The organism is Sulfitobacter noctilucicola (assembly GCF_000622385.1).
GTDB lineage: Bacteria > Pseudomonadota > Alphaproteobacteria > Rhodobacterales > Rhodobacteraceae > Sulfitobacter > Sulfitobacter noctilucicola.
In genome coordinates this window covers 100,116-113,135 of the sequence record NZ_JASD01000005.1, presented here as the reverse complement: position 1 = coordinate 113,135, position 13,020 = coordinate 100,116, and the positions used below count along the sequence as shown (strand labels likewise).

Here is a 13,020-nt window from a genome sequence, read left to right as displayed (position 1 = left end):
GATAAAATTGTACATATTTAAGAAGACTTATTCAGCCGCGACCTTTGCGCGTTTTTCGAGCATCGGCTTGAGGTACTTGCCCGTATAGCTTTCAGCCACCTCGGCAACCTGCTCTGGCGTGCCTTTGGCGACAATCCTGCCGCCGCCGTCACCGCCTTCGGGACCGATATCGATGATGTGATCAGCCGTTTTCACCACATCGAGATTGTGTTCGATAACGATGACAGAGTTCCCCTGATCCACCAGTTCGTGCAACACTTCTAACAACTTACGTACATCTTCGAAGTGAAGGCCAGTCGTCGGCTCATCAAGAATATAAAGCGTCCGTCCTGTAGAGCGCTTTGCCAGTTCCTTGGAGAGCTTGACCCTCTGCGCCTCACCGCCAGAGAGGGTCGTCGCCTGCTGTCCAACCTTGATGTAGCCAAGCCCGACACGCATCAGCGCATCCATCTTTTCGCGAATTGACGGCACCGCTTGGAAGAACGTCTGTGCGTCTTCGACAGTCATGTCCAGCACGTCGGCAATCGACTTGCCCTTGAACTTGATCTCAAGTGTTTCGCGATTGTACCGCGCACCCTTACAAGTCTCGCATTCCACGTAGACATCCGGCAGGAAGTGCATCTCGATTTTGATGACGCCGTCACCCTGACAGGCCTCACATCGCCCGCCCTTCACGTTGAAGCTAAAGCGTCCGGGCTTGTAACCCCTTGCTTTCGCTTCTGGAAGACCCGCGAACCAATCCCTGATCGGAGTGAACGCACCGGTATACGTTGCCGGATTGGAACGCGGCGTGCGTCCGATGGGACGCTGGTCAATGTCGATGACCTTATCCAGATGTTCCAAACCCTTGATTGTCTCGCAAGGTGCAGGTGTCTGGCGGGCACCGTTCAGGTTCATAGAAGCCGTTTTGAACAGGGTCTCAATCGTGAGGGTCGACTTGCCGCCACCAGAAACACCTGTCACGCAGACAAACTTGCCGAGCGGGAAGTCAGCAGTCACATTCTGAAGGTTGTTTCCGGTCGCCTTGACCACCTGAATTTTCTTTTTGTTCCCCGCCCGCCGCGTTGCGGGGACCGCAATCTCACGCGCGCCCGTCAAATACTGGCCCGTGATTGAATTCGCGTCGGCCGCAATCGCAGCTGGCACACCGTGGCTGACCACCTGACCGCCGTGCACACCTGCGCCCGGTCCGATGTCAAAGACATAGTCGGCCTCGCGAATGGCTTCCTCATCATGCTCTACCACGATCACTGTATTCCCCTGATCGCGCAGGTTCTTGAGTGTCAAAAGCAGGCGGTCGTTGTCGCGCTGGTGTAGGCCGATGGACGGCTCGTCCAATACATAAAGCACACCAGTCAGGCCTGAACCGATCTGGGATGCCAAACGGATGCGTTGGCTCTCACCCCCACTTAAAGTCCCACTTGAACGTGCTAGCGTAAGATATTCTAATCCAACATTATTCAAGAAACCCAAGCGTTCCCGAATTTCTTTGAGAATGGCCTTCGCAATCTCGTTTTTCTGCGGGGTCAACGCTTCCGGCACTGTATTGCACCACTCGAAAGCTTCGCGGATCGACATCTGAACCACCTGTCCCGCGTGACGCAGATCATTTGGTTTGCCAATCTTGACCGCAAGCGCCTCGGCACGCAGACGGTACCCTTCGCACGTGCCACAGGGACGATTATTCTGATATCGTTCGAATTCCTCACGCACCCAATTGCTGTCTGTTTCGCGGTAGCGGCGCTCCATGTTGGGAATTACCCCTTCGAAAACACGGCTCACCTCATAGACGCGTCCACCTTCATCGTAGCGGAATTTGATTTCTTCTTTGCCTGACCCACGCAGGAAGACCTTTTGCACCTTCGGGTCGAGGTCTTTCCACTTGGTGTTCGGGTTGAATTCATAATGTTTGGCAATCGCTTCAATCGTCTGCTTAAAGTACGGGCTCTTGCCTTTGCGCCAAGGGGCCAACGCGCCATCATAGACCTTGAGATTCTGGTCCGGCACCACAAGGCGCTCATCAAAGAAGAGCTCCATCCCCAGACCGTCACATTCCGGGCAGGCCCCGAAGGGGGCGTTGAATGAAAACAGGCGCGGTTCAATCTCGGGAATGGTGAACCCGCTTACAGGGCAGGCAAATTTCTCTGAAAACGTGCTGCGCTCCGGCTCGCCCTCGGATGGTGCCGTTTCCAGAATTGCGATGCCATCCGCCAGATCCAGTGCTGTGCGCAGGCTATCGGCCAATCGAGTTTCCAGCCCTTCGCGCACAACAATACGGTCCACAACCACATCAATGTCATGGCGGAACTTCTTATCCAGCGTAGGCGGCGTGTCCAACTCATAGAATTCGCCGTTCACTTTCACCCGCTGAAAACCGGATTTGCGCAGTTCTATGAACTCTTTTTTGTACTCGCCCTTACGATCGCGCACGATTGGGGCCAGCAGATAGGCGCGTGTCCCCTCCTCCATCTTCATGATCCGGTCGACCATATCCTGCACCTGCTGCGCCTCAATCGGCTTACCGGTTGCGGGGCTATAAGGTGTCCCCACGCGCGCAAAGAGCAGACGCATATAGTCATAGATTTCGGTCACAGTACCAACGGTCGAACGGGGGTTCTTGGACGTGGTTTTCTGCTCAATGGAAATGGCAGGGCTGAGGCCTGAAATATGATCGACGTCAGGTTTCTGCATCATATCAAGGAATTGGCGCGCATAAGCGCTTAGCGATTCCACATAGCGGCGCTGCCCTTCAGCATAAATCGTATCAAACGCCAGCGACGACTTGCCGGAACCGGACAGCCCTGTAATCACGACCAGTTGGTCGCGCGGAATATCCACATCAATGTTCTTGAGATTATGCTCGCGCGCGCCGCGCACCTCGATATTCTTCAGCTCAGCCATAACACACCCCTTATTCCCGTCAGACATAGGTGGCCTTGGCGGATTCTCCAATGGGAAAACCGGAACAAAAGGTAAACAGGTTATCTTCTGCGTATTTTTCCCAACAGCAGATGCATGATCAGCCCCAGAACAAAGGCACCGCCCGCCAGCATGGGCAACACGCTATACCCACCACTTACCAAGGCAAAGGCCATTACCGGCGTGCCAAGCGTATTGCCGATGTTGCCCATCTGCGCCATCGCCCCGTTAGCCTGCGCCTGCGCCGATGGGGTCTGGTTCAGCTGGGGCACGGCAGCAAAACTCGCCCCCTGCATCAGCCCCATGGAAGCTGCAAGAAACAGGCAGGCCGGCGGGCCGCCGGGCACCAGCCATAACCAGACCATCGCCAGCGCAGACAGCGCAAACCCAAGCTCAACCACACGAACCGCGGAAAAGACCCGCAACAGGCCAACGCCAACTGTCATCGATACCGCGATGCTTGTCAGCGGCATGGCGGTCATCACAAAAGCACGGCTGTCGGCTGCTATATAGGGCGGCAACACAGTGAGAATGGAGACAAAGCTGAAAGTATAGAAAAGCCAGCCGATCGCGGGCGCAGACAGGAAAGGTGAGCGGTAGATCGTGAGATGACTGCGCAACATCTCCCGCACGGACAACTCCGGCGGTGCATCCTCAGCCGGCAAGGCACGTAATTTCGCGCTCAGGATCAGAGCAAACAGGGCCATATAGGCCCCGTGGGCCAGAAACAACGCAGGCAGCCCAAAGTTCAGGGCCAAAGGACGCCCTGCAAATGCCAGCAGGCCAAAGGCCACGCCAAAGAACGTTCCCCAAAGGGTGAGCGTAAGACCCCGGTCCTTGTCGGCGCTTAGTTGCGCGATCAGCGTAGGGGCAGCGACGACCAGACCAAGATGGGACGCGCCTTCTACAACGCGGCTGGCAAGCATCCACGGAAGCGGCGGCAGCAATGCCTGCACCACTGACACCGCCGCCCCGACCCAAAGCGAGACAAGCAAAGCGCGCCGGTAGCGGAAGCGGGCAACGACCAGCCCCGCAACCACACCAAAGACAATGCCGACAAAGCCAACCAACGAGACGATCCATCCAACAGCCGCACCCGCATCGGGATAGGCCATCGGCAACAGATCGAAGATTACAGACACCTTGCCGTATTGCGCGGCAGCCCCCAGCCCTGCCCCCCAAAGCAACAGGATCAACACCCAAGGCGTGCGCAGGGGCATCATACCTTTTGCGCCAAGGCCCAGGCGCAGATGGGAAAATCGGGATCGTTTTTGATATCGTCTGTTTCGGGGTCATGTACCGGCGGCCAAATGTCCTCGAGGTTCCTGCGCGCAACATGCCGGTTGCCCCATTGCTCCGCATGAACGGCGTCTTCGTCAAATCCGCCCTCAACCAGCAGGTTCTTGAGCCCGCGTGCCGACCAACGTGAACAATCCTGCGGGGCGGCGTGCAAAGGCGCAAAAAACGGCACCGCGACCCAAAAATGCCCACCGGGGCGCAGCATCGCATGTACGTTGCGTGTCGCAGCATAAGGACGGTCCAGATGCTCCCAGACCTGATTGGCAAGGATCAGATCGAACTGATGAACTTTGCCCGTCTCTCCATTCACAAATGGTGCGGCGCAGACATCAAAGGCTGGATAACGAAACGCTGTATAACTTTTAAAATCAAATCGTTGACCCCATTTCCCTGAGATCTCGGCCACATCAAGCCCTTCGGGACCAAGGGCCTTGATCATCCGACGGCTGGAGGGTTGCATGACGACGCGGTTGAGACTGACCATGTTCTATCTATGCCAGCGACCCTGCCCGCCGTAAAGCGCCAAGCCGCTGTTCGGATCGGGGGCAAGGATCGCGCAGCGACGGGCTTGCCCGGCTTGTCCTTGAGGTCGGTATGAACAGCAGAACCATAGATCACGCGCGTTCAGGGCAGAGCTGCCCCTGAACCGCTTCCCAGCAATGAAAAAACCTGTCACCCTACACAACGATCACGACGATGTATGACTGTGCCCTCACGCTCCAGAAGTCACGTCGCGGGGCCACAGCCCCGCGTCCGCTGGATCAAAACTACATATGGATGACGCGGTCATAGGCGTCCAATACGCTTTCATGCATCATTTCTGACAGGGTCGGATGCGGGAAAACGGTGTTCATCAGGTCTTCTTCCGTGGTCTCCAACTGGCGTCCCACGACATAGCCCTGAATGAGCTCGGTCACCTCTGCGCCGACCATATGCGCGCCCAACAGTTCGCCTGTCTTTGCGTCAAAGATCGTCTTGATCATGCCGCTCTCTTCACCCAAAGCGATGGCCTTGCCATTGCCAATGAAAGGAAAGCGCCCGACCTTGATGTCATATCCAAGTTCTTTGGCCTTGGCCTCCGTATAGCCGACAGAGGCGACCTGCGGGTGGCAGTAGGTACAGCCTGCAATGCTCTCGGGCTTCACCGGATGTGCATGTTTGCCTGCAATCAGATCGGCGACCATGACACCCTCGTGGCTGGCCTTGTGCGCCAGCCAAGGCGCACCGGCGATGTCACCGATCGCGTATAGCCCTTCAACGCCTGTGCGGCAGAATTCATCGGTCACCACATGGGTTCGGTCGATCTTGACGCCCAGCTCTTCCAGACCAAGGTTTTCAACGTTACCGACGATGCCCACGGCAGAGATCACCGTGTCGAATTCATGTTTCTCCACTTTGCCGCCCACTTCGATATGGGCGGTTACCTTGTCCTTGGCGCGATCAAGCTTTTTGACCATCGCCTTTTGCATGATCTTCATGCCCTGCTTCTCGAACGCTTTCTTTGCAAAGGCCGAGACTTCCGCATCCTCGACAGGCAATACGCGGTCCATGACCTCAACCACCGTCGTATCTGCACCCAGCGTGTTGTAGAAACTGGCGAATTCGATACCGATAGCGCCCGAGCCGATCACCAACAGCTTTTTCGGCATATGCACCGGTTGCAGCGCGTGACGGTACGTCCAGACCAGCTTGCCATCAGCCTCAAGGCCCGGCAGTTCGCGCGCCCGTGCCCCGGTGGCCAGCACAATGTTTTTGGCCGATAGATCCTCGGTGCCCTTGTCCGTTTTGACGCTCACCTTGCCCTTGGCCGGAATCGTCGCTTCGCCCATGAATACCGTAATCTTGTTCTTCTTCATCAGATGGCCGATGCCGCCCGACAGCTGACCCGCGACTTTGCGTGAGCGCTTGACCACGGCATCCAGATCATAGTCGATCCCGTCTGCCTTCAGGCCAAACTCCTTGGCGCGGTGCATCAGATGAAACACCTCAGACGACCGCAGCATCGCCTTTGTCGGGATGCAGCCCCAATTCAAACAGATACCGCCAAGGTTCTCGCGCTCGACGATGGCGACTTTCATGCCCAGTTGTGCGCCCCGGATCGCGGCGACATAGCCGCCCGGACCTGCCCCGATGACGATCAGATCGAAGGAGTGTGCAGCCATGATAGGAACCTCGCAGAATGACGTTGCAAATATAGTTTATCGTTAAACTACATCAGCTTCATCCACAACCGCGACTTGTTCGGTATCAGGCGGCTTCGCCCACCGCTTCCAGCGTTCGCAGGGTGCTCGCGTAGCCGCCTGCGTCCATATAGGTCTGTTCGGCCGCTGTACTGCAGCGGGAAAGTGCAGCGTTGCGATACGGAAACCTGCCGAACTGGCGAATGACTTCTCGGTGTGCGCGGGCGTGCAGCAGGTTATTTGCACCTTCCTTCGGCATCCGTTCACACATCAGACGGACGCAGCGGTCCTGATCAATCAAGCTCTCGGAATGCATAAGCGGCATGTAAAAGAACTGCCGGGCCGGCGGGTCGATCATCATGTCCCAATTGCGTGCGATGGCAGATTTGGCAACAGCCAGTCCCATACGGTCGCTGGCAAAGGCTTGCCCCTCACCGCGATACATATTGCGCGAAAACTGATCCGTCAGGATGATATAGGCCAATGCGCCGCTTGGATACGTCAGCCAGAGCGAAAACTTCCCGTCACAAGCCGCGTGCCAGCCATCCTCAAACCGGTTGCGGATTTCCGTATCCAAAGCATCATCCTGAGCGTACCAACCTTTTGGTCCGACCTCATCCAGCCAGAACGAAAGAATTTCCTGAGGATCTGTCATATCATTTTCCTTTGGCCTGAATGGCCCAACCTGTTCAACTTACGGACAAAATTTCCATTCTGCCCAGTCACAAATTGTATCACACCTGACATCTGTTCTCAGTTCACGGGGAATTTTCCGGCTCAAGCTCCGCTTCGATGGCAACTTCTTGCGCAAACTCCACCGCGACGGCAGTCGCAGAGGCGGTCAGCGGGATAAAGTCGCCAGTATCGTCGACACCGACAACGTCCCGCTGTGTGGAGCGGTAGGTGGCGTAGAACGTGAGAGAGATAAAGAGAACTGCGGTGAAAAGATAAAACCCGCCCGGTCCCAATGCCGTGCCCATCATCCAGCCCGTGATGATCGGTCCAAGAATTGCGCCCAAACCGTTGATGAACACCATACCGCCTGAGGCCGCGGCCATGTCCTCGTGCTCAAGAAAGTCGTTGGTGTGGGCAATCAGCAGTGAATAAAGCGGGTTCGACATGCCACCGACGACAAAGGCCGAGACAAGCAGAATGGGATATACATGCCCCATAAACATGCCAAGAATAGATCCCAATGCGCCTATGCCGGACACGATGGCGATCAGGGTGCGGCGGTTCATCCGGTCCGAAATCCACCCGATCGGAAATTGCAAAACGACCGAACCGACAAAGAAGGTGGCCACAAAGATAGAGATTTGAGCAACGCTCAGCCCCGCTTCGGCACCGTAGACTGACGCCATTCCGAATTGGGCGGAAAACACGCCGCCCAACAGGAACATACCAACGCAGCCCAAAGGTGAGAAAGAGACCAATTCGCGCAGGCTCATTGGTTTGGTGGTATCAAACGCCGGTGTCGGGCTGATCGACAGCAAAATGGGCGTAATCGCAAGGCTCACAAGGATCGACGGGATGACGAACAGAACAAAACCCGACGGATCAGCCGTCAGCAAAAGCGCCTGAGAAATCACGATGCCCAGCGTCTGTACGATCATATAAAGCGACAAGGCCTGACCACGGTTCGAATTGTCTGCGGCGTTATTCAGCCAGCTTTCGGCCACGACATACACCGCAGAGAAGCAAAACCCGATCAATACACGGCCAAAGGTCCAAACGATCAGGTTCGGGAAAGTCGGATAGAGGATCATCACCGCAGAGATCAGCGATGCGAGTGCCGCGAATACCCGGACGTGCCCGACCCGCCGGATCATGCCCGGTGCCAGCCGCGAGCCACCGAGGAAGCCGACAAAATAGGCGGACATGACGATGGACATCTCGAAGGTCGAGAAATTCTCGATCGCGCCACGGATACCGAGCAGCGTACCTTGCATGCCGTTTCCCACCATCAAAAGGCCCATGCCAACCAACAGCGCCCATGCACTTGAGAGTACCTGTATCATTCATCGAGTCCTTTGGATTTGTACTTCTGCCCTGAACGTCTCGGGCGGGCGGGTCACCTCTGTCCGCGACATCGTGGCCCGTTTAATCAGAGTTTTGCGACATCGGGATTAATAATGAGGCATCCCCATACGAAAAGAAGCGGTATTCGCTGGCAATAGCGTGATCATAGATCGCCTTGATCCGGTCTGTTCCCATCACCGCCGAGACCAGCATCATCAGCGTTGATTTGGGCAGGTGGAAATTGGTCATCAACGCATCAGCCACATGAAATGTGAACCCTGGCGTGATGAAAATATCTGTATCGCCTTCCCAAGCAATGATCTCACCCTTGGCGCGCGCCGCGGTCTCGATCAGACGCAAGGCTGTCGTGCCAACAGGGATGACGCGGCCGCCGTCCGCTTTTGTCTGTGCGATCTCGGCGGCAGCAGCAGCAGTCACCTGCCCCCATTCCGAATGCATCTTGTGTTCGGAGATATCATCGACCTTGACGGGCAGGAACGTGCCTGCCCCGACATGCAGGGTGACGTAGGAAAAGGTGACCCCCATCGCCGCCAGATCTTTGAGTAACGGCTTGTCAAAATGCAATGAGGCCGTCGGAGCTGCGACCGCACCGGACGTCTTTGCCCAGACCGTCTGGTAATCTGTTTTATCTTGCGCATCCGCCGGACGCTTTGCCGCGATGTAGGGCGGCAGCGGCATCGCCCCCGCCGCGTTTAGCGCCGCATCGAAATCATCGCCTTCACAGTTAAAATGCAGATGCCCCTGCCCGTCCGCGACTTTTTTCAGCGTGGCGCTCAGATCGTCGCTAAAGCGAACCACTTCGCCGACCTTCAGTTTACGCAAGGGTTTGATGAGCGCGGCCCATGTGCCGTCGCCTTGCGGTTCCAGCAGTGTGACCTCAATTTTGGCTTCCACCAGACCCTGCGCACTGTCGCGCTGCCGGATGCCGAACAATCGCGCGGGAATAACGCGTGTGTCATTAAGCACGAGCCGGTCGCCGGGGCGCAACCACTTTACAAGATCGGTGACATGGCCGTCCTGAATGCTGTCGCCGTGCGCCACCAACAGCCGCGCAGATGAACGCGGCACCGCAGGACGGGTTGCAATCAGCCGCTCGGGCAGCTCGAAATCGAAATCAGAAAGTCTCATGCGCGCGCCTTACCGCCCTTCGAACGTGCGGGCAACGGGTCTTTCTGTGTTCTGCGGTTCAGACGGCAACGTGCTTTCCGTGATGCCATCGACCTCGGGCAGATCGGGGGGAGGTGCGCGGAAAATTTCGCGGAACATGGCAGGCGTCAGGGCCGACAAAGGATTGACTGACACCTTGGGTTCTTTCGCCAAACCGCTGAGCGCATAGTTGAACCCGATCAGTCCTTCGCCTTTGCGGGTAAACAGCGAACCGATACCGTTAAGGAGATAAACGGGGCTGATGACCCCCTGCATCGCAATCTGTCCGGTGTTGAGCACATAGGTGCCGTCCATCGACAGCCCCATTGATGCGCCCACCGCGCTCGCTTCGGTCAGCGTCAGGCGGTTTGGCGTCAGCCGGAAGCGTGCCTCAACCTCGTCGAAATAGATACCGTCCCCGTTGAGCTCGTTCACCAGCCCGACGACTGACACAGCATTAAGCAAGGCCGCGATCCCCGGCGCATCCTTGATCGCAACCCCGCCCACGTCGAGCTTACCGTCAAAAGCACCGCCCGATCCCACGGGCAACAGCACGAGAGACAGCGAACCGCCAACCACCTGTTTGAGCAATCCGGCTGCACGCAACACGGCACCGGCATCGTCAGACTGAAGTCGAACGGCGCTGCGGCCTGACTGCGGTAACAGACGCCCCTGAACGGGAACCGCGCCGTTCAACTGTGCCTGAAAATTGCCATCCAATCCCTTGGCGGTGTTGAACCGCCCCTTAATGCCAGTCAGAGCAATCGTGTCGGTAATCTGCAGCCGGTTCAGCGCCACCTCCATCGGGGGTGCCGCCGGGTTCGGCTTGCTGTCACCGAACTCGGCACGGCGCAGGTCCAGTGTACCGCCCCGCAGCACAACCTGCACGGGCCGCCCCTTGCCGCGCCCGATCAGATCAAGAGGCACATCAAGCCAGTCTCCAACTTTTACGCTGTCAAACCGGACCCGCTCAAGCGCTGCGTTTGCACCCAAGGTAACAGAGCCGTTTGCCGCCAACCCCGGTGCGGAAAAGGACAGGCTTTCAACCTTCGGGACCGACCCCAGTTCGATAGAGAGGGCCAGCGCACCTGCACGTGATGCCGGTTTGCTCCACGAGACTTGCGGCACAGATACGCGGATGCCCCTAAGGTCCGATTGCAATTTCAGTTGCGGCGGCTTGCCCTTGGCGATGGTAATTTCGACTTCTGCCTTGCCGGACCCCGATACCGTGCCCGGTGGCAAAGCAACACCAAAGCGGTCCAGCGTGCGCTCCGACAGCTCAAGATCGGCAAGCAGTTTGGCGGGACCGGCACCTTTTCCGACCGGTTGCGTATAGCTTACATTTACAGGCAACCCGTCGAGCGATGCAGGCCCCTCCAGCCTGAACGCTTTGTTATCGGCGCGAAGCTCAAGCCTGTCAGCTTCGATCTTTCGCCCCTTAACCAGTACATCCGAATTCAACCTGCGCAGTCCACCATTGACGTGGTAATCGACCTTGATGCGCTGCCCCTTGCGCAAAGTCATCGCCAGCGTGCCTTCCAGCTCGGCCTCCCCGCCGGCCAAGGCTTCTGGCAGGTTGGCTTTGTCCATGACAGACAACGGCGGCATATTGAGAAGCGACAGCGCGGCGGTGACGCTTGATCTGGTTTTCAAACGCACCACCGCCGGTGTGCCGTCCTTGGCGCGTACATCGGGGATAATAAAGGAGGATCCGCTCATCTCGATGGCACCGCCCTGCGGCGGAATAACGTCGCCCTTGTCGACCGAAACGACCAACCGGTTCTCTGCCAGACTGAAATGTCCTTGCGCGTCTGTGATGTTGGGCAGTGTTTTCACATAGCGCACATCACCCTCTTCGAAATCGAAAGCGAGATAGGTTTGCGGCGTCATGTCCGGCGCGCGGCGCAGTGCAAGGTCGATGTTGCTGACCTGTCCAGCCTTGAGGTTGGTCGCGACCCAGTCCCGCGTTCCCGGCGCGGCACGTTCGGGCCAAAGGGTCAGTAGCCTGTCGCGCTCGATCGCATCCATGCGTGCATCAAGCGCCAGACGCCAGCCTTTGGGATCAGCCTCGACCACCCCGTTCAGTATGGCGGTTTTGCCTTGATCGCTGAGTTGTGCTCGGCCAAGGGTGAGCTTGAATGGATCAAGCGTGAGGCGAAAATCGAGATCGACACCCGCCAGTTCCACCGGTGCCTCATAAAGGTCTGCTGGATTTGCCCTGAGGCCGGACAAATTGATCTGTCCCACGAGATCCGTAAGCGTGCTGCCTTGCGCGTCCAGCCCCAAGGCCGCTGATCCGGCTGCTTCGCCGGATATCCATTTACTGCGCACGGACAGTGCGTCGAACTGCAAAAATCGCGCTTCCGGATCGTAGTTGAAGTAGCTGCGCGCCTCTTCAAACGGGATCGGTTCCGTGGCTGCATTAGGCTGCACCACGCCCTCACTTATATTAAGCGATGCCGCAAGCGGTGCGAAACGTCCCTGCGGCGTGAAACCTGACCTCACTGAACCTGATATCGGTGCCTGTAGAACCCCGAGCCACGCAAAGGCCGGACCCTGTGCAGCAATATCGCCTGCGGCCACGCCATCGAAGTTCACTCCGAATTCGGCCTCTGTTTCCCCTATCCGACTGGTGTAATTCGCGGCCAAGGTTGCAACGCCTGCCCCACCGTCCAGCACGGCAAGGTCAGCCGAGATTGTCAGGTTTTCACCATCGCGGATCAGGCGCAGCCGCCCGCCATCCATCGTCCAGACGCGGTCTGCCCGCACGTCTTCATAGCGCAGGGTTAGCGCCCTCAGATCGACCTCACGCAACGCGCTCATCGCAGGGCTCAGCAGCAGAGTATCCACCTGCCCTACAAGCTGTGGCAATGTCGCGGCCTGCCGATTGCCGGACAAACCGCTCAGGCCCGATTGTAGAAAGAAACTGCCATCAGCACTCCGCCGGAGTGTTGCAACCATGCCCGACAGCGACAGGTCACGCGGCTGAAACTGTCGTTGGAGCAAGGGTCCGCTCGCCAGTGTGGCGCGGAATTCGTTAAAATGAAGAAGCTCCTGACCGTCGAGTGATTGCACCACGACATCACGCAGCCTCACACGCGGTGTCCAGTTGTCTTCCATAACGAAAGCCATCTCGCCAAAGGTGATGCGCGCCTCCGGCAGCACTTGTTCGAGACGGGCTTCAATCCGGCTTTGCACCCAAACGGGAGCGGTTACAGGGTTGTTCTTAAGATAGACAACCGCACCGGCGATCGAAAGGACACCAACTGTGGTCAGACCCAAAGCAAGATTGAGCAACCACATCACGCCTTTGCCGACATGACGGGCCTTTGGCGTTCTGGAGGAAGATCGGCTGGTGTCGCTCATTATCGTCCGCTTTGGAATCCCGGGCTTGGCACGCGCAGTTATCGCCCTAGTATGTCAGGCCAACGCAGCC

Annotated in this window: 8 protein-coding genes; all 8 read right to left on the bottom strand. The window is 57.4% G+C overall.

From position 1 onward, the window contains the following. Window positions 1-27 precede the first annotated feature (27 nt). Window positions 28-2,901, bottom strand: a complete 2,874-nt coding sequence (gene uvrA / locus Z946_RS0101715; protein ID WP_025054022.1) for an excinuclease ABC subunit UvrA — start codon at window positions 2,899-2,901, stop codon at window positions 28-30. 80 nt (window positions 2,902-2,981) lie between these two features. Next, window positions 2,982-4,142 carry an MFS transporter gene (locus tag Z946_RS0101710; protein WP_025054021.1) on the bottom strand — a complete coding sequence of 387 codons (1,161 nt, stop codon included), beginning with the start codon at window positions 4,140-4,142 and terminating at the stop codon, window positions 2,982-2,984. Then, window positions 4,139-4,702, bottom strand: coding sequence for a class I SAM-dependent methyltransferase (locus tag Z946_RS0101705; RefSeq protein WP_025054020.1), 564 nt, complete (start codon window positions 4,700-4,702; stop codon window positions 4,139-4,141). Before Z946_RS0101705 ends, Z946_RS0101710 begins: the two co-directional genes overlap by 4 nt. A gap of 283 nt (window positions 4,703-4,985) precedes the next feature. Continuing rightward, complete coding sequence (lpdA, locus tag Z946_RS0101700; RefSeq protein ID WP_025054019.1) at window positions 4,986-6,380, bottom strand: dihydrolipoyl dehydrogenase; 1,395 nt, start codon at window positions 6,378-6,380, stop codon at window positions 4,986-4,988. 85 nt (window positions 6,381-6,465) lie between these two features. Beyond that, window positions 6,466-7,053, bottom strand: coding sequence for a DUF924 family protein (locus Z946_RS0101695; RefSeq protein ID WP_025054018.1), 588 nt, complete (start codon window positions 7,051-7,053; stop codon window positions 6,466-6,468). A gap of 103 nt (window positions 7,054-7,156) precedes the next feature. Then, a complete protein-coding gene (locus Z946_RS0101690; protein ID WP_025054017.1) occupies window positions 7,157-8,416 on the bottom strand; it encodes an MFS transporter in 1,260 nt (419 codons plus the stop codon). Between the two features lie 82 nt (window positions 8,417-8,498). Next, window positions 8,499-9,566: a tRNA preQ1(34) S-adenosylmethionine ribosyltransferase-isomerase QueA gene (gene queA, locus Z946_RS0101685; RefSeq protein WP_025054016.1), complete on the bottom strand. Its 1,068-nt coding sequence runs from the start codon at window positions 9,564-9,566 to the stop codon at window positions 8,499-8,501. 9 nt (window positions 9,567-9,575) lie between these two features. After that, on the bottom strand, window positions 9,576-12,950 hold the full coding sequence (locus tag Z946_RS0101680; protein WP_025054015.1) for a YhdP family protein: 3,375 nt from the start codon (window positions 12,948-12,950) through the stop codon (window positions 9,576-9,578). Window positions 12,951-13,020 lie beyond the last annotated feature (70 nt).

Coding starts and splice junctions, on each gene's coding strand:
- Z946_RS0101695 (WP_025054018.1), bottom strand. CDS start 7,053: ATGACAGATCCTCAGGAAATTCTTTCGTTCTGGCTGGATGAGGTCGGA.
- uvrA (WP_025054022.1), bottom strand. CDS start 2,901: ATGGCTGAGCTGAAGAATATCGAGGTGCGCGGCGCGCGCGAGCATAAT.
- Z946_RS0101690 (WP_025054017.1), bottom strand. CDS start 8,416: ATGATACAGGTACTCTCAAGTGCATGGGCGCTGTTGGTTGGCATGGGC.
- queA (WP_025054016.1), bottom strand. CDS start 9,566: ATGAGACTTTCTGATTTCGATTTCGAGCTGCCCGAGCGGCTGATTGCA.
- lpdA (WP_025054019.1), bottom strand. CDS start 6,380: ATGGCTGCACACTCCTTCGATCTGATCGTCATCGGGGCAGGTCCGGGC.
- Z946_RS0101705 (WP_025054020.1), bottom strand. CDS start 4,702: ATGGTCAGTCTCAACCGCGTCGTCATGCAACCCTCCAGCCGTCGGATG.
- Z946_RS0101710 (WP_025054021.1), bottom strand. CDS start 4,142: ATGATGCCCCTGCGCACGCCTTGGGTGTTGATCCTGTTGCTTTGGGGG.
- Z946_RS0101680 (WP_025054015.1), bottom strand. CDS start 12,950: ATGAGCGACACCAGCCGATCTTCCTCCAGAACGCCAAAGGCCCGTCAT.